24 protein-coding genes are annotated in these 22,478 nt (G+C 55.8%); 11 read left to right on the top strand and 13 right to left on the bottom strand.

The features are described from left to right. Positions 1-25: 25 nt before the first annotated feature. Complete coding sequence (locus tag ASD8599_RS05650; protein ID WP_108827631.1) at positions 26-799, bottom strand: ABC transporter permease; 774 nt, start codon at positions 797-799, stop codon at positions 26-28. Between the two features lie 104 nt (positions 800-903). On the opposite strand from ASD8599_RS05650, the gene ASD8599_RS05645 reads away from it, so the two are divergent. Both ASD8599_RS05645 and ASD8599_RS05640 read left to right on the top strand, forming a co-directional pair. Then, positions 904-3,000, top strand: coding sequence for a 4Fe-4S binding protein (locus tag ASD8599_RS05645; RefSeq protein WP_108827630.1), 2,097 nt, complete (start codon positions 904-906; stop codon positions 2,998-3,000). Next, positions 2,997-3,872, top strand: a complete 876-nt coding sequence (locus tag ASD8599_RS05640; protein ID WP_108827629.1) for an FAD:protein FMN transferase — start codon at positions 2,997-2,999, stop codon at positions 3,870-3,872. The genes ASD8599_RS05645 and ASD8599_RS05640 overlap by 4 nt, the downstream gene beginning before the upstream one ends. Positions 3,873-3,906: 34 nt before the next feature. Here the strand turns inward: ASD8599_RS05640 and ASD8599_RS05635 are convergent, their stop codons facing one another. The 3 genes from ASD8599_RS05635 to pedF all read right to left on the bottom strand — a co-directional run bounded on the left by ASD8599_RS05635 (position 3,907) and on the right by pedF (position 6,145). Beyond that, a complete protein-coding gene (locus ASD8599_RS05635) occupies positions 3,907-4,446 on the bottom strand; it encodes an SRPBCC family protein (protein ID WP_108827628.1) in 540 nt (179 codons plus the stop codon). A gap of 90 nt (positions 4,447-4,536) precedes the next feature. Continuing rightward, positions 4,537-5,391, bottom strand: coding sequence for a substrate-binding periplasmic protein (locus tag ASD8599_RS05630; RefSeq protein WP_245925936.1), 855 nt, complete (start codon positions 5,389-5,391; stop codon positions 4,537-4,539). A 55-nt stretch (positions 5,392-5,446) separates the two neighbouring features. Further along, positions 5,447-6,145: a cytochrome c-550 PedF gene (pedF, locus tag ASD8599_RS05625; protein WP_108827627.1), complete on the bottom strand. Its 699-nt coding sequence runs from the start codon at positions 6,143-6,145 to the stop codon at positions 5,447-5,449. Positions 6,146-6,302: 157 nt separating this feature from the next. Here pedF and ASD8599_RS05620 point away from each other — a divergent pair, with 157 nt between their 5' ends. From ASD8599_RS05620 to ASD8599_RS05600, 5 genes are read left to right on the top strand one after another with little or no spacing between them, the layout of a single operon-like run. Further along, positions 6,303-7,463 (top strand): ABC transporter substrate-binding protein, encoded by a 1,161-nt coding sequence (locus tag ASD8599_RS05620; protein WP_108830023.1) that lies wholly within the window; start codon positions 6,303-6,305, stop codon positions 7,461-7,463. Then, positions 7,460-8,431 (top strand): YVTN family beta-propeller repeat protein, encoded by a 972-nt coding sequence (locus ASD8599_RS05615; protein WP_108827626.1) that lies wholly within the window; start codon positions 7,460-7,462, stop codon positions 8,429-8,431. The genes ASD8599_RS05620 and ASD8599_RS05615 overlap by 4 nt, the downstream gene beginning before the upstream one ends. 21 nt (positions 8,432-8,452) lie before the next feature. Further along, positions 8,453-8,899, top strand: coding sequence for a hypothetical protein (locus ASD8599_RS05610; RefSeq protein ID WP_422664741.1), 447 nt, complete (start codon positions 8,453-8,455; stop codon positions 8,897-8,899). Further along, entirely contained in the window at positions 8,896-9,612 is a 717-nt protein-coding gene (locus ASD8599_RS05605; protein ID WP_108827625.1) for an ABC transporter ATP-binding protein, read from the top strand. Before ASD8599_RS05610 ends, ASD8599_RS05605 begins: the two co-directional genes overlap by 4 nt. Continuing rightward, on the top strand, positions 9,609-10,400 hold the full coding sequence (locus ASD8599_RS05600; protein ID WP_108827624.1) for an ABC transporter permease: 792 nt from the start codon (positions 9,609-9,611) through the stop codon (positions 10,398-10,400). The genes ASD8599_RS05605 and ASD8599_RS05600 overlap by 4 nt, the downstream gene beginning before the upstream one ends. Here the strand turns inward: ASD8599_RS05600 and rpiB are convergent. From rpiB to ASD8599_RS05580, 4 genes are all read right to left on the bottom strand, one after another. Further along, positions 10,397-10,840, bottom strand: coding sequence for a ribose 5-phosphate isomerase B (rpiB, locus tag ASD8599_RS05595; protein WP_108830021.1), 444 nt, complete (start codon positions 10,838-10,840; stop codon positions 10,397-10,399). The two genes, ASD8599_RS05600 and rpiB, sit on opposite strands and share 4 nt — an antisense overlap. Positions 10,841-10,913: 73 nt before the next feature. Next, a complete protein-coding gene (locus tag ASD8599_RS05590; protein ID WP_245925935.1) occupies positions 10,914-11,546 on the bottom strand; it encodes an ABC transporter ATP-binding protein in 633 nt (210 codons plus the stop codon). Between the two features lies 1 nt (position 11,547). Continuing rightward, on the bottom strand, positions 11,548-12,516 hold the full coding sequence (locus tag ASD8599_RS05585) for an ABC transporter substrate-binding protein (RefSeq protein ID WP_108827622.1): 969 nt from the start codon (positions 12,514-12,516) through the stop codon (positions 11,548-11,550). Between the two features lie 34 nt (positions 12,517-12,550). Further along, positions 12,551-13,072, bottom strand: coding sequence for a hypothetical protein (locus ASD8599_RS05580; protein WP_108827621.1), 522 nt, complete (start codon positions 13,070-13,072; stop codon positions 12,551-12,553). A gap of 225 nt (positions 13,073-13,297) precedes the next feature. On the opposite strand from ASD8599_RS05580, the gene ASD8599_RS05575 reads away from it, so the two are divergent. The 4 genes from ASD8599_RS05575 to ASD8599_RS05560 all read left to right on the top strand — a co-directional run bounded on the left by ASD8599_RS05575 (position 13,298) and on the right by ASD8599_RS05560 (position 19,319). Next, entirely contained in the window at positions 13,298-15,073 is a 1,776-nt protein-coding gene (locus ASD8599_RS05575) for a PQQ-dependent methanol/ethanol family dehydrogenase (RefSeq protein WP_108827620.1), read from the top strand. Between the two features lie 110 nt (positions 15,074-15,183). Beyond that, positions 15,184-15,885: a response regulator gene (locus ASD8599_RS05570; protein ID WP_108827619.1), complete on the top strand. Its 702-nt coding sequence runs from the start codon at positions 15,184-15,186 to the stop codon at positions 15,883-15,885. Between the two features lie 35 nt (positions 15,886-15,920). Further along, positions 15,921-17,099 carry an FIST N-terminal domain-containing protein gene (locus ASD8599_RS05565; protein WP_108827618.1) on the top strand — a complete coding sequence of 393 codons (1,179 nt, stop codon included), beginning with the start codon at positions 15,921-15,923 and terminating at the stop codon, positions 17,097-17,099. A gap of 12 nt (positions 17,100-17,111) precedes the next feature. After that, positions 17,112-19,319: a hybrid sensor histidine kinase/response regulator gene (locus ASD8599_RS05560; RefSeq protein ID WP_108827617.1), complete on the top strand. Its 2,208-nt coding sequence runs from the start codon at positions 17,112-17,114 to the stop codon at positions 19,317-19,319. Here ASD8599_RS05560 and pqqE read toward each other — a convergent pair. Genes pqqE through pqqA form a run of 5 tightly spaced genes read right to left on the bottom strand, consistent with a single transcriptional unit; the run spans position 19,316 to position 22,456 of the window. Then, positions 19,316-20,410 carry a pyrroloquinoline quinone biosynthesis protein PqqE gene (gene pqqE / locus ASD8599_RS05555; protein ID WP_108827616.1) on the bottom strand — a complete coding sequence of 365 codons (1,095 nt, stop codon included), beginning with the start codon at positions 20,408-20,410 and terminating at the stop codon, positions 19,316-19,318. The genes ASD8599_RS05560 and pqqE overlap by 4 nt on opposite strands. Continuing rightward, positions 20,407-20,691 carry a pyrroloquinoline quinone biosynthesis peptide chaperone PqqD gene (pqqD, locus tag ASD8599_RS05550; protein ID WP_108827615.1) on the bottom strand — a complete coding sequence of 95 codons (285 nt, stop codon included), beginning with the start codon at positions 20,689-20,691 and terminating at the stop codon, positions 20,407-20,409. The genes pqqE and pqqD overlap by 4 nt, the downstream gene beginning before the upstream one ends. Further along, positions 20,688-21,434, bottom strand: coding sequence for a pyrroloquinoline-quinone synthase PqqC (gene pqqC / locus ASD8599_RS05545; protein ID WP_108827614.1), 747 nt, complete (start codon positions 21,432-21,434; stop codon positions 20,688-20,690). The genes pqqD and pqqC overlap by 4 nt, the downstream gene beginning before the upstream one ends. Next, on the bottom strand, positions 21,431-22,327 hold the full coding sequence (pqqB, locus tag ASD8599_RS05540) for a pyrroloquinoline quinone biosynthesis protein PqqB (protein WP_108827613.1): 897 nt from the start codon (positions 22,325-22,327) through the stop codon (positions 21,431-21,433). Before pqqB ends, pqqC begins: the two co-directional genes overlap by 4 nt. Before the next feature lie 24 nt (positions 22,328-22,351). After that, positions 22,352-22,456: a pyrroloquinoline quinone precursor peptide PqqA gene (gene pqqA / locus ASD8599_RS05535; RefSeq protein WP_108830020.1), complete on the bottom strand. Its 105-nt coding sequence runs from the start codon at positions 22,454-22,456 to the stop codon at positions 22,352-22,354. Positions 22,457-22,478: the final 22 nt, after the last annotated feature.

Genomic DNA, 22,478 nt, shown 5'->3' with positions numbered 1-22,478 from the left:
GTGGGCAAGCGTCACTGTAACAGCATCACTGTGCCTGTACGGTCTTCCAACGCACAGCGCGGGCTTCGATCTGGCCGATCACGGCATATTCAATGACCAACATCAACGCCACAAAGCTAAGCGCATAAGCCAGAACATACCCTGTTTCAAACAGTTGAAAGTACAGATGGATCTGGAACCCAACCCCATCGCTGCGCCCCAAAAATTCGACCACAAGTACGATTTTCCAAATAATCGCCAAACCGTTGCGCGTACTGGACGCAATAAACGGCCAAAGCTGTGGCAGGGTCACATGTCTGAAACGCTTGCGCCGCCCCATCTGAAAGACCCGCGCCATATCCGCAAGCTTTGGATCAAACGCATGTACCCCTTCGCGGATCGTCACCGCAACCATCGCCGTCTTGTTCACTGCCACCGCTGTGATCGCCGCCGTTTCGTTTAACCCGATCCACAGATAACACAGCACAATCACCACAAGGGCGGGTACATTCAGCAAAACCACAACCCAAGGCCCGAGCCATCGGTTCAGCTGCGTATAAGCCCCCAGCGCAAGGCCCAAAAGGACCCCAAAGATCATCGCAAGCCCAAACGCAAACCCAACCCTTCGCAGCGTGGCGGCCATGTGGCGAGGCAACTCGCCTGATTGTGTCTCGGCGATCATCAAAGCCCAAACATCACGCGGGTTCGGCAAAACGGCTGGATCGCCTTCCAAAAACGCAGCCCCCCACCACAGCACGATCAAGCCCGCCAATGAAACGAACACGACATGTATCTGCATCTGGGGACGCGGTTGGTGCATCTTTGCAAACTGTCACGAAACGGCAGCCCGCCAAAGCCCCAAACCGCCTAAGTCATACCTTGGTCCAATATTGCGCGATTGCGTCCCCGACTAGGCTTTTCGTCATGTCGAACTGTTTTGCTCTGCGCCCTGTATTCTACGCTGCTTTGATGTGGCTGTGCGCCTGCGTTACCGCCTTTGCCGAACCACTGACACGCGATGTATTGGCCCCCTACATTGTGCCGCCCATGTCACTTGGGGATCAGGTCAACGATCAAGGTGTGTGGCAACTGTTGAATTCTGGCGGGGCCGAAGCGGGATATGTCTTTGAAACAGAACCGATGGCCCCCTTGCCCGGCTTTTCCGGCGCCGCGATCAACGTCCTTGTGGTGCTTGATCTTGAAGGGCGTTTTCTGGATGTGCAGCTGATTTCACACAATGAACCGATCTTTGTGTCGGGCCTGCCCGAAAACCTGTTCTACGATTTTTTCAAACAATATCGCGGCCATTCGATTTCCGACAGCCTTGTGGTGGGTTCGCCTTATGGCGGAGGATCGGAAGGGTCGGCTCTTGTCTATTTGGACGGCGTCACAAAGGGCACGGCATCCGTGCGTATCGCCCATGAAAGCATTCTTGCAGCCGCTCTGAAAGTGGCACGTGAGAAGATGAACGGCATTTCAACTGGCCCGCCGTCCTTTCCAAACCTCGACTACCGTGAAGACCTGACGTGGGACGATCTTGTGACCCAAGGCATCGTGACGCGCAAAATTGTCACCAACCGCGAAATTGACGCCAAATTCGCGGACACGCTATGGGAAGACGACGACCCCGAAGCCACAGCCGCACCGGACGAAACCTTTCTGGACCTTTGGGTTGTTGATTTGGGAGCACCGTCCGTGGCCTCGGCGGTCTTAAGCAAAGACAGTTTCAAAGAACTCCAAGACTTCATGTCGATCTCCACAAAGGACGAACCTGTTTTGGTGCTTGAGACCGCCCGCCACGGCCTTGTCACCGAAGACTTTGTGCGCAACACCGCCCCAAATTTGATCAGCGCGGAACAGGGTGGATTTCCCATCGCATTTCGCGATTCCGATATCTACGTTGAACTGAACGACGCCGTGCCAGATGCGTTGCATGACGGGGCGGCTTTGATCTTGCGGACGGACCGGCGGTTGGGGTTTGATCCGACAAGTGAATGGACACTTAGCATCAAAGCCTTGCGCAAACACGGGTCCTTTCAGCCGGAAATCGGTTCAGCCAGTTTCGACGTAACCCATGTGACGCCTGCGCGTTTTTATTCCCGCGTTGAACAAATCAAACCTTCGCCGCCGTGGGTCGATGCCTTGCGCAACCGCCAGACGGACTTAATCATTCTGGGCGTTTTTCTGGTGGGGTTGGTTGCTGTTTTGGGGCTGCGCCTGAACCGTTTGGCCGGACATCCATACTTTACCCCGATCCGGCTGAGTATTTTGGCATTTGTCACCGGGTTTATCGGGTGGTGGGGGCAAGGCCAGTTGTCGATTGCGACACCATTGGCTGTGGGGCGTACTGCGCTGGATGGCGGGTCCTATTCCTTTTTGCTCTATGATCCGTTTTCGCTGGCCATCTGGGGCGTAACAATCTTGGGGTTTGTGCTTTGGGGGCGCGGGTTGTTTTGCGGATGGCTCTGTCCTTTCGGCGCGTTACAGGAATTTGCCCACCACATTGGCCGCCTCTTGCGCCTGCCACAAATTGAACCGTCAGCGGAATGGGACAATCGGCTGAAATGGTTGAAATACATTGTGTTGGCAGCTTTGGTTCTGATGCTTTTGACGGCCCCCGCACGCTTGGACAAAGCCATCGAGGTCGAGCCTTTCAAAACCGCCATAACCACCTTCTTCATCCGCGAATGGTACTATGTCGCCTACGCCTTGGGCCTGTTGCTACTGTCTATGGTCTTGTTCAAGGGGTTTTGCCGCTACGTCTGCCCGTTGGGGGCCGTCATGGCCATTGGTGGTTTGCTGCGTGGGCGCAAATGGATCGAACGTCGCGCTGAATGCGGGTCGCCGTGCCAGTTGTGCAAAGTAAAATGCAACTACGGCGCCATTAAGAAAACCGGTGAAATCCAGTATTCCGAGTGCTTTCAATGCCTCGATTGCGTGACGATCCACGACGATCAAGCGCAATGTGTGCCGCTGATTTTGGCGGCCAAAGGGCGGAAATTGGGGATGGCTGCAAAATGAAGATGAACCGACGCCGCTTTTTGACCATCTCGGCCGCGTTCGCGGCGTCGCCGGCAGTGGCTCAGACACACAGTTGGCAGGGTTGGGCCTTTGGAGCAGAGGTATCTTTGCAGTTTCGCGGCCCCCGCGCCCAAGCGAAAGCCGCTTTGGCCAAAGCCCAACATCTCATCGTGCAAACAGAGGCCTTGTTCAGTCTATATGATCCCGATTCAGCACTGGTCGCGTTGAACACAACAGGGCAGTTGCGGGTCCCGGCCCCCGCCTTTCACGATCTGATGCAGGCCGCAGACCATGCGCATACTATGACGAACGGGTTGTTTGATCCAACTGTGCAACCGCTATGGGCCGCGCAGGCTTCGGGCACGGCAATGGACGATGCGCTTGCTCATGTGGGGTGGTCCCGGGTGCGCTTTGACACACACCATATTCAGCTTGGTCAAGGACAGGCGCTGACCTTCAACGGGATCGCACAAGGCTATGCCACCGACCGTGTCACAGACATGTTGGAGGCCTTGGGATTGTCCAAAACACTTGTGAACATTGGGGAATACCGAAGCGTCGGTGGCCCATGGACGATAGGACTGCAAGATCCACACCACGGACATTTGGGCCATAGAACCTTGACGTCTGGTGCTGTCGCAACCTCAAGCCCTGCCGCAACTCAGGTCGGGAAACGTAGCCATATTATGCACCCAAATGCCATGCCAAGATGGTCAACGGTGACGGTAGAAGCCCCCACTGCGACACTGGCTGACAGCCTGTCCACAGCGTTGGTGTTGGCGACGCGGGATCAGATCGAGGACATACACAAGCGTGCGCAAACAACCCGCATTACCTTGGTGGATCATGACGGCAATCTGACAACCCTTTAAGGGGGCACGCGGCAGCCAACCTAAGGTCCTGATCCTAGCCAATAAGCCCCTTCAACCAGCCTTTTTTCTTAGGTGCGTCGCCGCCGTCAGATGGGTCTTCAGACGCGATAGTGCCGCCTGCGTCATCCGTTGAAGGTCCGCCCACAACGTCGGAAAAATTGGTAAAGAACTGATCGGCCATTTTCTTGGCAAAACCGTCAATGATGCGGCTGCCCAATTGGGCGAGTTTGCCGCCCACTTTGGCCTCTACGTCATAATGCAGCGTTGTGGTTGGACCGTCCGCTTCCAGACGCACATCGGCGCCACCTTTGGCAAAGCCCGCGGCACCGCCTTTGCCTTCCCCCGAAATCGTCAAGTTTGACGGCGCGTGTTGATCGCTGATCGTCACCACACCTTTGAATGTCGCCTTCACAGGGCCGACTTTTTGCACAACCGTGGCTTCAAACCCGTCTTCCGCGGACCCGCTCATTTCGGTACAGCCCGGAACGCAGGCCTTCAAAACATCAGCATCCAACAAAGCGGCCCAAACCGTTTCGGCATCTGCGTTAATGGTACGGCTGTCGCTGAGTTTCATATCGGTGTCCCTTTGCTGTTCCACACACCCAATACCATGCCATATTCAAGCACGGCCATTGGACCAAATGTGTAATACAAAAGTCTGGTTCTAGCGTTCCGGCTGCTGAAACGTCAGCCCGTAACTTTGGTAGATTTCACCAATGCGCCCGTCTTGCAGCGCATAGTTGATTGCATCATCCACGGCGTAGGACAGTGGCCTGTAGCTGAAATTTACAGCCACACCCAACGTCCATTTGCTGACGGCAAAACCCGCCAAAGGGGGCTGGTGCACTGCGGCTGTATCGCCCAAGCCATGTTCCAGCTGTGCCAATGGCCCCATCGCCGCTTTGGTCTGTCCGTTTCGCAAGGCAGCCATTGCTGCAGTCATGTCAGGAAATCGCTGCACCTTGCCCGCCAACTGGCCGCCGGCAAAAGACGACAGGTAAAAGTCCGAAATGGAATCGTTCTCAACAGCCACAGCATCAAACCGGAAGTAGGCAGGCACCGGCTTTTCATCCGGATAGCTTGCCTTGTCATAGGCAATGGCAATGCTTTCCGCGCCGTATTGGCCCGTAAACACCACTTGTTCGACCTTGCATTTAAACGCGCTGTCATACGGTACACGCATCATCACATTGGATATGCGGCCCCCGATCAAAGCGCCTTTCCAGATGTTGTTGCGCAAGTCCGCTTCCAGATTTTCGCCTGACGCCACAAAATTGAAACGCGCCTCAACGCCAAGGTCCTCTGCGATGATGCGTGCGATGTCGATGTCCACGCCGCGCGGTTGCCCGCCCTCTTGCCACGAATAGGGCGGGAAGTTTTCATAGACCGCAAACAACATATGCCCTTGATCCTGAATGGCATCCATATCCTGACCGACAATATCGCGCCCCGTATTTTGCGGTTTGGGTTGCGGGATATGATCGGCGCATGGATCAGCGGCCCGGGCCTGCCCTGACAACAAAACTCCAACAGCAAAAGCGGTCGTTAAAAGCAATGTACGCAGCGATTTGTTCCTACTGAGTGGCCGACAATCCAATTGTCAGGGTTTCTGATGCGGATTTATAGGATGCAGGTGTACCATCAATCAAGTTCGCCGCCCGAAAGGCCACGGAATCGGCGACAGGCGCCCCGGATAAGGTTTCGATGCCAGACGCGATTTCGCCAAGCCGCGCTTTCAGTGCATCCGGATCCGCACCTGTGGCGTCTTCTGAGTAGCCCGCAAGTTGGTCACGCATCGTTTTCAACTCTTCCGCGACATCTTCCATAGCATCCCCGTCGGGGCGGGTTTCGATATAGGTACGAATGGCCCATGCCGCGTCCTGACCCAGCAATTCACCAAATGCAGGCATCTTGGTCGTACCGTTTTGGGTGTATCCCACGCGGAAGCGTTCAACGTACCATTCGTCACCGTATTCTTCAGCCTCAAGAAAGCGCAAATCAGGCGCAAGCCCCCCCGAGACAACCTCAAGGCCATGGCACCGGGCGCAGTTCTGATTGTACCCTGACGCGCCGATCTCGATGGCTTTGAACCACACATCTTCGCCAGCAGCCTCTGTGCGGTACGGGTTTTCCGTGAGCCATTCGTCACCCGTTTCCGGCAATCCTGCCGTGTCCACAGGCTGCGGGTTCACATCGCCATGTGCCATCACCAGCACGCTTGAGGCAAACACAAAGCCCCCTGTCAAAATCCCTTTAAGTGTCACTGTGCGCATAACGATCCTCCCTCGACGATGCCGCCTTTTGTTTTGTTTAGAGCAGCGCCGCGTTGATGCGTATTGGACTTTGGTTGTGGTCCAAACGTGCCAAGACCAAAGTATCATTCGACTGGGTTCAATGGCATTGTTAGCCTGAAGCATGGGAGGCATCGAAATGCTTAGAGTGTTCGGTTTTTTGATGGTGGTTGCGACTGCACAACCGGCTCTGTCGGATGTGACACTCGGCGTGGGGCTGTTGCGCGTGACAACACCGCAACCTGCGACGTTGTCCAATCTGGATCCTGTGCCCGACGACACCGGACTGGCAGGGGCACAAACCGGCCTAAGCGACAATCTGACAACGGGCAAATTCTTGGGCCAAACCTACACATTGGATCACCAAACGGTTGATGTTTCCGCTGATCCAATGGCTGTCGCACAAAACATGCTAAAGGCGTCACCGTATCTGATTTTGGACGCCCCTGCCGACATTCTGCTGGCCATTGCAGATCTGCCGCAAGCGCAAGATGCTTTGTTGTTCAACACATCTGCGTCTGATGTGGATTTGCGCGATGACAACTGCCGCGCAAACCTGCTGCACAGCTTACCGTCACACGCGATGCGCACCGATGCATTGGCGCAGGTTCTGGTTCAGAAACGCTGGACCGATCTTGTGATGATTGCAGGCACTTACCCCGAAGACATCGCCTATGCCGACGCCATGCGGGCTTCGCTGACAAAGTTCGGCCTGAAACTCTCGGATGAAAAAACATGGGACGCTGATGCCGATATGCGACGCACGGCATCGCAGGAAATTCCGCTGTTTACCCAAGATTTTGGGGATTATGACGCGCTTGTTCTGGCTGATGAAGTTCATGATTTTGGGCGGTATGTTTTATACAACACATGGCAGGCCCGGCCCATCGTAGGCTCCGAAGGCTTGTCAGCGGAGACATGGTCGCCCGTGATCGAACAATGGGGCGCTGCACAATTGCAAAGCCGCTTTGAAGATCAACATGCCCGCAAAATGAACAGCCACGACTATGCCGCATGGGCCGCTATGCGCACATTAGGAGAGGCCGTGACACGCACCAATGCCACGGATGTCGAAACCTTGCGGGCCTATGTCATGTCCGAAGCCTTTGAACTGGCAGGATTTAAAGGCCGCCCTTTGACGTACCGCGCGTGGAACGGGCAATTGCGCCAACCCATAGCCATAGCCCACCCCCGCGCACTGGCCGCGCAAGCCCCGTTAGAGGGGTTTCTGCATCAGGTGAATGAACTTGATACCCTTGGCATCGACCGCCCCGAAAGCAACTGTGAGGCCTTCCAATGACATCCTTTTTACGCAGCAGCGCCGCCCTTTGTGTCCTGACCCTGACTGCGACAACCGCATGGTCGGGCGAAATATGGGTTACCAACGAAAAAGATGACACTGTGTCCGTGATCGACACCGAAACGCTTGAGGTTATCAACACTTACGCCACAGGCGAACGCCCGCGCGGCATCACCTTTTCCAAAGACTTCAGCCGCGTCTACATCTGTGCCTCTGACAGCGATGCGGTACAGGTGATGGACCCGGAAACGGGCGAAATCCTGTTCGATTTGCCATCTGGGGAAGACCCCGAACAATTCGTTCTGCACCCCGACGACACCCATTTGTACATCGCCAACGAAGACGATGCGATCACCACCGTGGTCAACACACAAACCCGCAAAGTGGTGGCACAAATCGATGTGGGTGTGGAACCCGAAGGCATGGCAGTGTCGCCCGACGGCAAAATCGCCATCACCACATCCGAGACCACGAATATGGCCCATTGGATCGATACCGAAACCCAAGACCTGTTTGCCAACACGTTGGTCGACAGCCGCCCCCGCCACGCCGAGTTTGCAAAAGACGGCACTCAGATGTGGGTCAGTTCGGAAATCGGCGGCACATTGACGGTGTTTGACACGGCCACACAGACGCAAACGGCCAAGATCAGCTTTGAGGTTCAAGGCGTGCATCCAGACCGCGTGCAGCCCGTGGGATTTGAATTTACAACAGACGACACACATGCCTTCGTGGCGTTGGGGCCTTCCAACCACATCGCTGTTGTGAATGCAGAAACCTACGAGGTCGAAGATTACATCCTTGTGGGGCGCCGCGTCTGGCACATGGCGTTCAACGCCGACAAATCACAGCTTTTTACCACCAACGGTGTATCGGGTGACGTCACCGTGATCGACGTGGCCTCACGCAAAGCTCTAAAATCCATAAAAGTCGGGCGCTTCCCTTGGGGCGCTGCATTTCGTCCGTAACGCTCCTATTGAGGTAAACACATGTCCTTTCGCTTTTCGAAATACCTGACAACTTGCGCCGCCATGCTGGCTTTGGGAACATCGCCCCTATTGGCTGACGGCTTCGGCGCAGCTGGCGTTTTGTCGGGCAAAAACAAAGAAGATCTGCCACCCATTACCCTGTCCGCAGGCGAGCCGATCGCGCAAGGCCCTTGGACGTTGAAATCCGGCACCTACTACGAATTCGAGATTGTCGGTGACGGGTCGCAAGAACTGGCTTTGGTGGGACCAGAATTTTTCCGCGCCATCTGGATCGACGAGATCGTCATCGAAGGTCTGGAAATCCGCCCCCTTGGTCTGGACAGCGTTGAATTTGACGAAGCGGGCGAAATGGAGGTCGGGTTTCTGGCCATTAAACCGGGGCGGTATTACATGAAAATTCCCGGCACCTCCGGGGAAACCCAACGCATCGAGATTACCATAGAATGAACGGGCTTCGGGTCCGCGACCTTAGCTTTTCCTATGGCCCGAAACAGGCCCTGAACACGGTATCGTTTGATGTGGATCAGGGCCGGTTCTGCGCGTTGCTTGGCCCCAACGGTGCTGGTAAATCCACGCTGTTTTCCTGTCTTACACGGCTGTTGACTACGCCGGACGGCACCATATCGGTGGCCGGACATGATCTGGCAGCGGCCCCGCGCAAAGCTTTGGCGCAGTTGGGGATTGTCTTTCAACAAAGCACGCTGGACCTTGATCTGACGGTGCGCCAAAATTTGTCCTATTTTGCGGCATTGCACGGCCTGTCAGGACGCAACGCGGCCCGTCGAATAGACGCTGCATTGGACAAACTGCACATGCTGGAACGCAGCCACGAAAAGGCCCGCGCCCTGAACGGTGGCCACAGACGGCGGGCGGAAATCGCGCGTGCATTGATCCATGATCCGGCCATTTTGCTATTGGACGAGCCAACCGTGGGCCTGGATGCCGCTGCGCGCGCCGCGATAACCGATCACGTACACGCCCTTGCCGATCAGGGCACCACAGTGCTTTGGGCGACCCATCTGACCGATGAAGTTGCCCCGACAGACCATTTGGTGATCCTGCACCAAGCACAGGTGTTGACTGAGGGTACCGCCGCCGACATCTGCGATGGCGCACCGCTGCAAGACGTGTTTTTGCAACGCACGGCAATCCCCGCATGAGCCCTTATGCCACCTCTCTTATTGCAATCGTCAAACGCGAGGCGCTGCGTTTCATCCACCAACGCGAACGCTTTGTTGCGGCCCTTGTGCGCCCGCTGGTCTGGCTTTTGGTCTTTGCCGCGGGCTTTCGCGCGGCACTGGGCCTAAGCATCATCCCGCCCTACCAGACCTACATCACCTACGAGACCTACATCGTGCCCGGTCTTTGCGGAATGATCATGCTGTTCAACGGGATGCAGTCATCCCTAAGCCTTGTATATGACCGCGAAATGGGGTCGATGAAGCTGCTGCTGACCAGCCCCCTGCCGCGTTGGTGGGTTCTGTTTTGCAAGCTGATCGGATCGACTGCAATTTCCATTTTGCAAGTCTATACCTTTTTGGCGATTGCCGCAGCGTTCGGGATCACGATGCCCGCTTTGGGCTATGTTGCGGTGTTGCCCGCGCTGATCGTAGCGGGTGTCATGTTGGGCGCATTGGGGTTGTTGCTGTCCAGCTTTATCAAGCAGTTGGAAAACTTTGCCGGGGTGATGAATTTTGTGATCTTCCCGATGTTTTTTCTATCCTCGGCGCTGTATCCGTTGTGGAAAATGGCCGAAAGCTCTGAACTATTACACACCATTTGTGCCTTGAACCCCTTCACACATGCCGTTGAGCTGATCCGGTTCGCGTTATATCTGGACTTCAATGGCGCCGCGTTAATATGGGCGCTTTTGGCCATGGCTGTGTTCACGGTTGCAGCCCTTTGGGGCTACAATCCGGCACGCACCGGCTTGGGAAAGCGCCGCTAGTCCGCTTCAATCATGTCCACACGGGTGGCGTGCCGTCCGCCTTCAAACTGCGCGTTCAAAAATGCGTCCACAATGTCCAACGCCAAGCCTTCGCCGACCACACGGGCGCCCATCGACAGCATGTTTGCATTGTTGTGTTCGCGGATCATACGCGCGGAAAATGTATCCGAACACACACCACACCGGATGCCTTTGACCTTATTGGCCGCCATCATGATGCCTTGGCCTGTGCCACACAGAAGGATGCCCAACTGGCAATCACCAGACGCCACGCGCGCCGCAGCCGCTTGACCGTGAATAGGGTAATGTGTGCTTTCCGAGGTCATCGGGCCGATATCCACAACGTCCCACCCCAGATCGGCCACATGTGAGGCGATCGTTTTGCGCAGTTCGATATCTGCGTGGTCGCTGGACAAAACAATGCGGGGCTTGGCAGTCATAAGATCGGCTTTCTGTGTCAAAGATGAAGACGGAATACCGCCTGATACCATAGCGAAAAGGGGCGTCCAGCCCTCAAATTGTATCCACAACCAGTGTTTTGCTGTCATCTATGATGCATGCAGGCGACCCGCCCAGACGCACACAGCGATCCGCAAGCCGTTGCACTTCGGTGTCCACATGGGTCACAAGGATCGTGGCGACGCGGCGGGCGGCTTTCATTTTCGCAAAAAGCGCCATCATCTCGTCCGCTAGATCAACATCCAAAGACACAAAAGGTTCATCCAGAAGCAGCAGATCAGGTTGCAACGCAAACGCCCGCGCCAAGGCCAAACGCCGCTGTTGCCCTAGCGACAGTTGGTTGGGAAAAGCTGCGGCACGGGCGTCCAGACCGACCTCTGCCAATGCGTGCACAGCCTGCGCATCGGGTATGCCCGTGGGAATTGAAATGTTGTCACGCAAACTGCGCCACGGCAACAACGTGGGTTCTTGAAACACCATTCCAACGCGGCCACGCACATCACATTGCCCGTCAAACCCCGTCTCTAGCCCCGCAATGATGCGCAAAAGCGTTGTTTTACCCACCCCTGACGGGCCAACCAACGCCAAAGTGTCCGTATCGCCAAGTCTCAGGTCAATGGCCCCCAGAATGGCACTGCTTTGGATATCAAAACGCTTTAGGCGCAGGTCAAGAACCGCATCAGACACCTTACGGATCCATCTGCAAAAAAGTGCCAGCAGGCAAACGGGTGGCATCCCCCAAAAGCTTTGCCCCGCCCGCCGCAACAAGCACTTGCAACATGCGATCAGCAGCGGCTTCATCCACCGGCGCTTCGCTTGGAATACCTGCCCGAAACCCATGTTTTAGCGCCAAAAATTCGGCTTCCGACTTCGCCTTCATCATCGGGCGCAACCGTTCCCAAGCCGCATCGTCTTGCGCCAGAACAGACTTTGCGGCTCGTGACGCGGCCACCAATCCTTGCACCGCATCGGGATCTTCGCGCAAATGTTCCCCTTTGATAACATAGCCCAAAAGTGGCGTATCCGGATTCAGTCCCAATGCCTGCGCCGCATCTGAAACGTCCAGCAATTTGCGCAGGCCGGATGCCTCCATTTTTGCACTGAAGTGCCAATAGTTGATGACCGCATCCACGTCCCCATCAAGCGCCGTTTTGAAGATCAAAGGCGGTGCGCCGTAGACTTGCTGCGTTGCAGATTTCAAATCCATGCCTGCAACTTTCGCCGCATATGCCTGAAAGATCAGCCAGCTTTTGTCCAATGGACCACCTGCGATGCCGATCTTTGCGCCGTCCAGATCCGCCAGCGTCTGCGCCGTGTCATCTGCCCCGACAAGCAAGCCTCCAACCGCTTTGGAATAAGGGAAAAAGACATAATCCTTGCCCGCAGCGCGTTGCCGCGCAACCCAAAGCCAATCCGACACGATCACATCAGCTTGGCCGCCCTGAAAGGCCACTTTGGCCGCTGCACCACCGGCCATGCCCTGCACTTGCAAACGAAGCCCATGGCGTGTGTCAAAACCATTTTGGATGATGGTATCCAGTTCCCAATTCACAGTTCCAAATTTCAGCACCGCAATCTTTAGCGTCTTTTCACCGGCCCAAACGGTCGTTGAAACAAAAACAACAGCCAAAGCCATCAAAACCGATCTTAAGACCATGGCACATAACCCCCGACACAGTGGCGCCAGCCGGTCATTCGATCACCAAGCGTGGCAGCCAATGGCTTTCAGGATCGCTTTCGTGCAGGTGTTTTTCTGCCACCGGGCGCAAATCGCCCGTCGCTGGCGGGGCAGACAAAATATCCATGTCCATTTCGTGCAACGTGCCTGAGACGTGCCCTTCGACCTGTTGCATCTTGTAGTAGACCCCGTTCCACATGTTGATCCCGTAGTCGGTCGCACCCTTCCAGACAAAAAGGAAATCATATTCCAGATCCGTCAGACCGTCTGAAATATTGCGTTCTATCTCATACGGATATGGCACAAAGCACCAGTGTTTGGCGGGCCCCTGCAAACATCTGAACGGACGCATCGACAAGAAATGGTCCGTAAACGGGGCATCTGACATTGTGATCTTGTAGTCGCCGGTCGCAGCAACATCGATAGACGCAATCTGAATACGCGCACCTGAGATGTCCTCTAGGTAGACAGATTTTGTTTCGGCCTGCGCCATAGGCGCCAAACAGCAAAGACCAAGAAAAATGCTGGATTTCATGACGCACCCCCGATCGCAGATGCTACCGCACAATCGACGACGGCGCAGTGCGACTAAGGTGGCACTGCTATATCTACAGGCCTCTAGGACCTTACGACCATTGTTCAATACCCGCAGACACGCTTTGGGCGAATACTGTTCGCAAGGCTAAATGCGCCAGATCCGTTCATGCGCGGCCTTTTTGAGATACGCCCGTCACAAGGGCATAGGGAGGAACTAGACACAATGAACCGGTTTATCATTGCAGCGACGGTCGGGATAATGACGGTCGCAGGCTTTACAAGCGCACATGCCGCTGGCGTCACAGAAGAGATGCTTGCCAACGACACGGCCACCACAGACAGCGTTCTGACAAATGGCATGGGGCGGCACCTGCAACGCCATTCCCCATTGGACATCCTGAACAAGGACAACGTCAAAAACCTGCAACCGGCTTGGGCCTTCAGCCTTGGCGGCGAAAAGCAACGCGGTCAGGAAACACAACCCATCGTCCATGATGGTGTGATGTATATCACAGGGTCGTACAGCCGCATGTACGCCATCGACGTCATGACAGGCAAAGAGCTTTGGCAATACGATGCCCGCCTGCCTGAAGGCATTTTGCCATGCTGTGACGTGGTGAACCGTGGCGCCGCCATCTTCGGCGACAACATCTACTTTGGCACACTGGACGCACGTATCGTGGCCTTGAACCAAAAAACGGGCGATGTGGTTTGGAACAAAAAGATCGCCGACTACAAGGCGGGCTACAGCTATACGGCGGCCCCTTTGATCGTGGACGGCCTTATCATCACAGGCAACTCAGGCGGTGAATTTGGCATTGTTGGCGAAGTGCAAGCCCGCAGCGCCGAAACAGGCGATATCGTTTGGACACGCCCAGTGATCGAAGGCCACATGGGCACGCTGAACGGCGAAGAAAGCACCATGACAGGCACATTGAACGCCACATGGCCCGGCGATATGTGGAAAACCGGTGGTGGTGCCACATGGTTGGGCGGTTCTTATGATGCCGACACAGACACGCTGGTCTTTGGCACAGGCAACCCTGCCCCATGGAACAGCCACTTGCGTGATGCAGGGTCTCCGACGGATGGAAACACCGGTGACAACCTGTATGCCGCCAGCCGTATCGGCATTGATCCGGCAACGGGTGAAATCAAATGGCACTACCAAACCACGCCGCGCGAAGGCTGGGACTATGATGGTGTGAACGAAGTGGTCGCCTACACCGACCGTTCCGGCAACAAGCGTTTTGCCACAGCCGACCGCAACGGGTTCTTTTACGTTTTGAACCGTGAAGACGGGAAATTCGTGTCAGCTGTGCCTTTCGTGAAGGATATCACATGGGCCGAAGGGATCGATGACACGGGTCGTCCGATCTTTAACGAAGGCAACCGCCCCGGCAATCCTGCGGACTCTGCCGATGGCAAGAAAGGCGAAGTTGTCTTTTCCTCGCCCTCTTTCCTGGGTGGCAAAAACTGGATGCCGATGGCGCACAGCCCTAAAACGGGCCTGTTCTACGTGCCTTCCAACGAATGGGGCATGGACATCTGGAACGAGCCGATCTCCTACAAAAAAGGCGCCGCCTACCTTGGGTCGGGCTTCACCATCAAGCCGAACTACGATGACCACATCGGCAGCTTGAAAGCCATCGACCCTGACACGGGCGAGTTGAAGTGGGAATTCAAAAACAACGCACCACTTTGGGGCGGCGTGATGACCACGGCGGGTGGACTTGTATTCACAGGCACACCCGAGGGCGAATTCATCGCCTTTGACGATGAAACCGGCGAACAGCTTTGGTCCTTCCAGACAGGGTCCGGCGTGATTGGCCAACCCGTCACATGGGAACAGGACGGGGAACAGTATCTGACTGTGATTTCCGGTTGGGGTGGTGCTGTGCCGCTTTGGGGCGGCGAAGTGGCCAAAAAGGTCAACTACCTGAACCAGGGTGGTTTGCTTTGGACATTCCGCCTGCCCAAGCAGCTTGCATCCAACTAAGCCAGCCGCATCAAACACCACACGCATCCCGGACAACCGGGGTGCGTTTTTTTATGTCTAAGACCTTTTGGCAAGTGACCTGAGCGGGCCTGACAGGGTATCGTTTTCACATGATCTCATTTAACACAGCCTCTGCTGACAATACCGCGACCGCGACGCCGCAAGGATGGGCGCTTGTGATCGACGACCACCCGCTGTTTTGCGACGCGCTGGAACTGACGTTGAAATCGGTGACTGGCTTTACCCAGATCAAAACCGCCGATTGCCTTGAAAACGCTTTGGCCACTTTGGAAGACGTCGCACCGCCAGCCTTGGTTATTTTGGACCTGAACCTGCCTGATGTGAACGGTTTGGATGGGTTGATCCGCCTCAAGCGCCATGCGGAAAAGACGCCTGTTATCATCGTATCATCGATGACTGACAATTCTATCATCAGTGGCGCCATCGTTGCAGGGGCTGCGGGATTCGTTCCAAAGCACAGCCCGCGTGCGGTGTTCAAGGACGCCATAGAACAAATCGAGCGTGGCGAAATCTACAAGCCAGCGGGATACGTCGAAAGCTCTGGTCCATCCGAACGCGACGAAACGGTGACACGCCTGTCGTCGCTGACCAATCAGCAAGCGCGCATTCTGGAGCTGATCTGCGAAGGCAAACTGAACAAACAGATTGCCTATGACCTGACCATCGCTGAAACCACCGTGAAGGCGCATGTCACAGCCATCATGCGCAAACTGGGTGTGCAAAGCCGCACGCAGGCTGTTTTGGTGGCGCAGGATGCACGCTTTGCAAGTGCCTTGCCAAATCCAGAGTAACCGCAATATCCTCTCCCTTAGGGAGAACTTCAAAAATGCACACAACTGTTGACGCGGATAGCCCCGTCACAGGAGATGGCGCTGTTGCGTCACCAGTCCTGTTGACCACCCAAGTGTCATGGGGGGACACATCGCCCGTCGCCCAAATCCGCAAAGACTTTGGCGCAGAGCCTTTAAGCTTTCTGTCCCTGTTCATCTCGCCGCGCGCAGATTTTCAAAGCGTGGTGGATCAAGCCCAAAGGCTGTTTGCAGGCACCGACGTCGTGGCCTGCACCACAGCGGGCGAAATCGGTGCGGCGGGCTATGATGACGGTCAAATCATCGCCATCGGTTTTCCCGCTTCCGGCTTTGCCAGCACATCTTTGGCAATTGAACATGTGGACGATCTAAACCCCCTGCCCCTGATTGACCGGATCGCGTTGGAACGCATTCAGCTTCAGGACCAAAACCCCAAGATGAAACACAGCTTTGCCTTTTTGGTGGTGGACGGATTGTCTTTGGCCGAAGACACGTTGACGGCCACGATTTCACCTGCTTTGCGCGATATGCCGATCTTTGGTGGCTCTGCCGGAGATGGCACCGACTTTGGGCACACATTGGTGGCGTTGAACGGCAAAGTCATGGCCACAGCCGCCGTTTTGACGCTGGTGCGCAGCCGTTTTCGCACGCGCGTGTTCAGTCTGGATCACCTTGTACCATCCGAACAGCAAATGGTTGTGACCCAAGCAGACCCAGACCGGCGCATTGTCAAAACGATCAACGCAGAACCCGCCGGGCGCGAATATGCAAGGATCGTGGGGAAAGACCCCGAACAATTGGACCGCTTCACGTTTGCCTCACACCCCGTGGTGGTGCGCATTGGTGGTGCCCATCACGTCCGCGCCATTCAACATGTCAACGACGCCGGCGAACTGGTGTTCTTCTCGGCCATCGACGAAGGCATGGTGCTGACGATGGCGTCTCCGCAGAACATGGTCGAACATTTGCAAAACAAAATGACCGAATTGTCGCAAGACGGCCCCCCTGCCCATATCGTCGGCTGTGACTGCGTTTTACGGCGCATCGAAGCCGAACAAACCCAAACGGCCCGCGATGTGTCCTCGGTTTTGTCTGCGCATAATGTGACGGGGTTCTCGACCTATGGTGAGCAGATCGGCCCGTTACATGTCAATCACACCATGACCGGTGTGGCCATCTACCCCAGCGAAGAATAGCGGGTTTTGTCAATGTCACTGATCAACCCCGCCGACAGTCTGGAACGGCAAAACGAGAAACTGCTTCAAATCACACAATCCCTGATGCGCAGGGTCGAGCAGAAAAACGAACAATCCGGGTTTGCCTATCAGCAGTTTGAACGGGCCGCATTGCTGGAAACCGAAGTACGCGAACGCACGCAGGATCTGGAACGCGCACTGGATTTATTGCAGGATTCCAACACCCGTCTGGAAGTCGCCAACAGCGAAACCGAAAAAGCCCGCTCAAACCTGACCGAAGCCATTGAAACCATCAACGAAGGCTTCGCCCTGTTTGAACAAGACGAAGGGTTGGTTTTGTCCAACAGCCGGTTTTGTCGTGACTTGACCGACATCGCAGGGCTTTTGGTGGGCGGTTTGTCCTTTGAAAATTACGTTAAGCTGATCTCTGAAAGCCGCGTTTTGGCGCTGCCAGACGATCAAACCCCTGCCGATTGGGTTGCCAAACGCATGGCACGACACCGCGACGATCATGTGGTGTTCAACGTGCGCCTGAAATGGGATCGCTGGTTGCAAGTCAGCGAACATCGCACATCGCAGGGCGGCACCGTCATTTTGCAAACCGACGTGACATCCATCATTCGCCGCGAACGTCAGGAACGCGACAAACAGGCCGAAATTCTGCAAGCCACCCTCGATCACCTCAATCAAGGTGTGTGTATCTTCAACAACGACCAGATGTTGATGGGGTGGAATTCGCGCATGGACAGCTTGCTCGCATCCTCACCCAACACAGCCGCCCTCAGGATGAGCTTTGGGATCTTGCTGGATTGGCTTAAAGACGAATTGGTTTTTGACGCGTCTTTGGACGCAGAACATCTGCGCCAGTGGGCCAATCGCACCAGCCGCCGCGATCCCATCATCTTTGAAGTTCACCGCGGGTCGGCACAAACATACAGTGTTTTTGCACAAGAAATGCCCGACAAGGGATTTGTGATCAGCTTTACAGATGTCACTGCAGAACGCGCCGCTGCACGCACCTTATATGAATTGAACGAAATCCTTGAACAACGTGTCGAAGACCGCACGCAGGAATTGGGACTTGCCCTGGCTGAAGCCGAACGCGCAAACGCGTCAAAATCGCGTTTTGTCGCCGCAGCCAGCCATGATTTGCTGCAACCCCTATCCGCCGCAAAGCTGTTCGTCTCGTCGCTATCTGAGCAAAACAATCCCGTGGACGCCCGTGCAATCTTGGACAAAGCCGAAATGGCCCTCAGCAGCGTTGAACAATTCATCGCAGCCCTTTTGGACATTTCCAAACTGGATGCAGGTAAAGCCGTTTTCGAAGTGCAACCGCTGCGCTTGTCAGACGTTTTTGTCCCCTTGCGCAACGAATTGATGCCCATCGCGCAGCAAAAGGGCATCGAGTTGAAGGTGGTGGATTGTGACCTGACCGTGGAAAGCGATCCGGGGTATCTGCGCCGCATCGTCCAGAACCTGCTGACCAACGCCATACGCTATACCGACAAAGGCCGCGTGTTGGTGGGGGTGCGCCGCGTCGGTCAATTGGCGCGTATCGAGGTCTGGGACACGGGACGCGGCATCGCACATGCCGACCAGCAAGTGATCTTTCGCGAATTTGAACGCTTGTCTCCCAACAACGCGGACACAGGGTTAGGCCTGGGGCTGTCCATTGTCGAACGCGCCTGTAAGGGCCTCGACCATACCCTTAGCCTTTGGTCAGAGCCCGGCGTCGGCAGCTGCTTTTCGCTGAATGTGCCCGTGCGCCATGACATTTTCTATGAAACCGACCAGCAAAAGGAAGAGGGCATCGTCCCGCAATCCCTGTCAGACCGGTTGGTGATGCTGGTCGAAGACAACCCGCAATTGGCAACAGCCATCAGTGCAATGATCGAAAGCTTTGGCCCCACGGTCATTCATGCCCACAGCGCAGAAGAAGCCTTTGGTATCTTGACTGAAATCCAATTGGTTCCGGATGCATTTCTGGTTGATTTCCAACTGGGTACGGGCCTGAACGGCACTGATTTTTATACCGAAGCAACGCGCCGCTATGGTCCCGTACCGGCCGCGATCATTTCAGCCGAACGCACAAAAGCCTTGCGCGAAACCTGCAAGACTTTGGATTTGCCACTGATTGCAAAGCCCATCGACAAAAACCGGTTGCGCGGTTTGCTTGTGCAACTGTTTCGCCAGAACGGCGTCGACGTTTCGGTGATCTAGGGACTTTTTCTGTACACCAACGGGGCCGCATCATCTTCGGAAAACGCTTGCGCCATCGCTTGCATTTTACCGTGCAGCGGGGATTTGACGCAAACCGGATCTGTGGCAGAGGCATCGCCCGCAATGGCCATGGCCTGACACCGGCACCCGCCAAAATCCAGCTTGCGCCTGTCGCAGCTTTTGCAAGGGTCCTGCATCCAGTCTTCGCCGCGATAAGCATTGAACGCAGCGCCCGTGTACCAAATGTCGGACAGTGTCTTGTCGCGCACGTTGTCAAAGCGCAAAGACGGGATCGTTTGGGCCGCATGGCACGGTAGAACCAGCCCGTCGGGCGTCACATTCAGCCCCGTTGTCCCCCATCCGCCCATGCAGCGTTTTGGATAATCGCTGTGATAATCTGCCGGAACATAGTCGATCACCAGCACACCCTTCAGTCGTTCGCGGGCCTCGGCCACGATGCGGCTGGCCTCGGCGGCTTGTTCGCGTGTCGGCATCATCGCGTCGCGGTTCAGCATCGCCCAGCCGTGAAACTGCACAATCGCCACTTCCATGCGCCGCGCTTTCATGGCCACCGCCATCTCGATGGCTTGCGGCAACTGGTGCAGGTTCTGACGATGTACAACAGCGTTCAGGGTCAGGGGAAAGCCAGCCTCAACGACCCATGCCGCAGCTTGCATTTTGCGATCAAAGCCGCCTTTGTAGCCGCCAATATGATCCGCCATTTCCGCATCTGTGCCTTGCAAAGACAGCTGTACATGGTCCAGCCCCGCGGCTTCCAACTGGGTTAAACGGCGCTGCGTCAAACCGATGGCCGAGGTGATCAGATTGGTGTAAAGGCCTTCGTCCCGTGCGCCCGCCACCAAATCGACCAGATCACGCCGCGATGTAGGTTCCCCCCCCGACAAATGCAATTGCAACACACCCAACCGTGCAGCTTGGGCAAAAACATCCACCCAAGTGGCGGTGTCCAGCTCACTTTCCTTTTTGGCCATTTCCACGGGGTTCGAACAATAGGGGCACGACAACGGACAGCGATATGTCAGTTCGGCCAGCATGGCGATGGGGGCGGGAATTGCGCTGGGGTGCGTCATTGGTTTAGGTCCAGTATGCGGCGATCTGCCAAGCCTGTGATAAATTCGGCCACATCCCCTTCGATCTGTTCGGCAGGGGCATCGTAGATATTGGCCAAGCGTTGCACCACATCGCCAAAGTTCCGGACGCCATCCAGTTGCTGCAAAATTGCCAGACCGATGGGGTCAAGGTTGATGGTGCGTTCGGGGGCCAAAAGCACCCAAAGCCCGCGCACAGTGTCTTCGTGCAGGCGCACACCGCGTGGAATTGCAGGCACAGTTGTGGATGTAATCCCTGTCATTTGACACCCGGCCTCAAATGCGTTCCCGGCTGCCATCCCCCCGGCGGGATACGCGCAGGGGTAACATAAGCTGCATGAATCGCATCCAGCTGCGCCCACAACACATTGGTTTTGAAGACTAAAGCCGCAGCGGCCGCATCCTGCTTTTCATCCGTATCCGCGTGATCCAAAACCCAAGCCAGGCCAAATGCCACATCCTTGGGCGCTTCGGTGAGACGATTGCGAAAATAGGACAGGCTGCTGTCGTCGGCAAACGCATAGTTGGCCAGCAGGCCTTCGATACGGGCCGCGTGGATTTTGGGTGCAAAAAGTTCAGTCAAAGACGCAGCAACAGCTTCCAACAGTGTTTTGTCGCGCACAAAGCGCACGTAAGCGTCCACGGCAAATTTTGTTGCAGGCAGCACCCCTTCCTTGCTGGCCACATAATCGCGGTCCAACCCCACGGCGTCCGCCAGCCGCAGCCAGCGCATTATGCCGCCTTCATTGTCGGCTGTGCCATCATGATCTTCGATGCGCGACCGCCATGCGCGGCGCAGCGCAGGATCTTCCACACGGCTCATGAAGGCCGCGTCTTTTACAGGGATGCTGGCCTGATAGTAAAACCGGTTAATGACCCACGCCCGCACCTGGTCCGGGGTGCATCCGCCGCTGTGCAAAAGATGGTGAAACGGGTGTTTGTCGTGATATTGATCCGCACCGATTTGGCGCAGCCGGGCTTCGAAGTCAGCGGGTGTTGCGGTCATACATCCAGCTCCAATCCATCATATGCAACTGTCCAGCCGGCTTGCTCTGCTTGGGTCCGCTGATCCGATCCGGGCCGCAGTACAGGGTTTGTGTTGTTCATGTGCACAAAAACCTTTTGGGCGATGTTCAAATTCTTGAACGCCGCGATTGATCCATTGCGACCCGACATTGACATATGGCCCATGCGTTGCCCCGTCTTCTGGCTAAGTCCGGCCACGACCATTTCATCGTCTTGCCACAGCGTGCCGTCGAACATCACCATATCGGCGCCCTCAATTCGAGCGCTCAGATCGGGCCGCATGGTTGAGCACCCCGGAATGTAAAACACATCCTTGCCCTGTGCCTGAAGATGAACCCCCACAGTTTGTTCGCCTTCCAGATCAGTTTGGACGCTTTCCCCTTCCAGATACAGCGGCACTTTGCCCGGCACTGCAAACAGGCAGGCCGTCAGACCCGGTGCCAGTTCAAACGGCTGGTTCAGGGCAATGTCCACACGGGTGACAAAGTTGGGGTTCAACGCATCAAAAATGGGATTGTCAGACAGAACGCGGTGAATTTCGGACGTGGCGAACAAAGTAAACGCCTGCTGTTCGCGCAGTGTCAAAAGACCCGCAACGTGATCAATATCACCATTGGTCAAAAGCACGGATTTCAATGGGGAGACCCGCAAGTCGGTCGGGTGTAGCACCCGCGCACGGGCCATTTGATCTCGCATGTCGGGGGATGCGTTCAATATAGCCCAATCGACACCGTTGGCACTGAAGGCCACCGATGATTGGGACTGCGCAGGAATTTCGCCAGCCCGCGCTAGATTGCAGTTTTCACACCCGCAATTCCACTGAGGCAAGCCGCCGCCCGCTGCGGCGCCAAGAATATGCGCGCGGAATGTCATTGCGAACCCCGCACGCCGTTTTACTTAGAACAGTACGCCGCCATCGTCTTCACGATCGCCATCTGGGCCGTACATGTTGATTTCCATACCGCATTCGATTTCACGAATGATTGGTTTTGACCATGCCATCATAGATCCTCCCGAAAAAGTA

The organism is Ascidiaceihabitans donghaensis, assembly GCF_900302465.1.
GTDB classification, from domain to species: Bacteria; Pseudomonadota; Alphaproteobacteria; order Rhodobacterales; family Rhodobacteraceae; genus Ascidiaceihabitans; species Ascidiaceihabitans donghaensis.
This window is presented reverse-complemented; position numbering and strand designations above follow the sequence as displayed.

Bases quoted from the DNA above. Each gene is read 5' to 3' on its own strand.
- ASD8599_RS05650 (WP_108827631.1), bottom strand. From the start codon at position 799: ATGCACCAACCGCGTCCCCAGATGCAGATACATGTCGTGTTCGTTTCA.
- ASD8599_RS05645 (WP_108827630.1), top strand. From the start codon at position 904: ATGTCGAACTGTTTTGCTCTGCGCCCTGTATTCTACGCTGCTTTGATG.
- ASD8599_RS05640 (WP_108827629.1), top strand. From the start codon at position 2,997: ATGAAGATGAACCGACGCCGCTTTTTGACCATCTCGGCCGCGTTCGCG.
- ASD8599_RS05635 (WP_108827628.1), bottom strand. From the start codon at position 4,446: ATGAAACTCAGCGACAGCCGTACCATTAACGCAGATGCCGAAACGGTT.
- pedF (WP_108827627.1), bottom strand. From the start codon at position 6,145: ATGCGCACAGTGACACTTAAAGGGATTTTGACAGGGGGCTTTGTGTTT.
- ASD8599_RS05620 (WP_108830023.1), top strand. From the start codon at position 6,303: ATGCTTAGAGTGTTCGGTTTTTTGATGGTGGTTGCGACTGCACAACCG.
- ASD8599_RS05615 (WP_108827626.1), top strand. From the start codon at position 7,460: ATGACATCCTTTTTACGCAGCAGCGCCGCCCTTTGTGTCCTGACCCTG.
- ASD8599_RS05610 (WP_422664741.1), top strand. From the start codon at position 8,453: ATGTCCTTTCGCTTTTCGAAATACCTGACAACTTGCGCCGCCATGCTG.
- ASD8599_RS05605 (WP_108827625.1), top strand. From the start codon at position 8,896: ATGAACGGGCTTCGGGTCCGCGACCTTAGCTTTTCCTATGGCCCGAAA.
- ASD8599_RS05600 (WP_108827624.1), top strand. From the start codon at position 9,609: ATGAGCCCTTATGCCACCTCTCTTATTGCAATCGTCAAACGCGAGGCG.
- rpiB (WP_108830021.1), bottom strand. From the start codon at position 10,840: ATGACTGCCAAGCCCCGCATTGTTTTGTCCAGCGACCACGCAGATATC.
- ASD8599_RS05585 (WP_108827622.1), bottom strand. From the start codon at position 12,516: ATGGTCTTAAGATCGGTTTTGATGGCTTTGGCTGTTGTTTTTGTTTCA.
- ASD8599_RS05580 (WP_108827621.1), bottom strand. From the start codon at position 13,072: ATGAAATCCAGCATTTTTCTTGGTCTTTGCTGTTTGGCGCCTATGGCG.
- ASD8599_RS05575 (WP_108827620.1), top strand. From the start codon at position 13,298: ATGAACCGGTTTATCATTGCAGCGACGGTCGGGATAATGACGGTCGCA.
- ASD8599_RS05570 (WP_108827619.1), top strand. From the start codon at position 15,184: ATGATCTCATTTAACACAGCCTCTGCTGACAATACCGCGACCGCGACG.
- ASD8599_RS05565 (WP_108827618.1), top strand. From the start codon at position 15,921: ATGCACACAACTGTTGACGCGGATAGCCCCGTCACAGGAGATGGCGCT.
- ASD8599_RS05560 (WP_108827617.1), top strand. From the start codon at position 17,112: ATGTCACTGATCAACCCCGCCGACAGTCTGGAACGGCAAAACGAGAAA.
- pqqE (WP_108827616.1), bottom strand. From the start codon at position 20,410: ATGACGCACCCCAGCGCAATTCCCGCCCCCATCGCCATGCTGGCCGAA.
- pqqD (WP_108827615.1), bottom strand. From the start codon at position 20,691: ATGACAGGGATTACATCCACAACTGTGCCTGCAATTCCACGCGGTGTG.
- pqqC (WP_108827614.1), bottom strand. From the start codon at position 21,434: ATGACCGCAACACCCGCTGACTTCGAAGCCCGGCTGCGCCAAATCGGT.
- pqqB (WP_108827613.1), bottom strand. From the start codon at position 22,327: ATGACATTCCGCGCGCATATTCTTGGCGCCGCAGCGGGCGGCGGCTTG.
- pqqA (WP_108830020.1), bottom strand. From the start codon at position 22,456: ATGGCATGGTCAAAACCAATCATTCGTGAAATCGAATGCGGTATGGAA.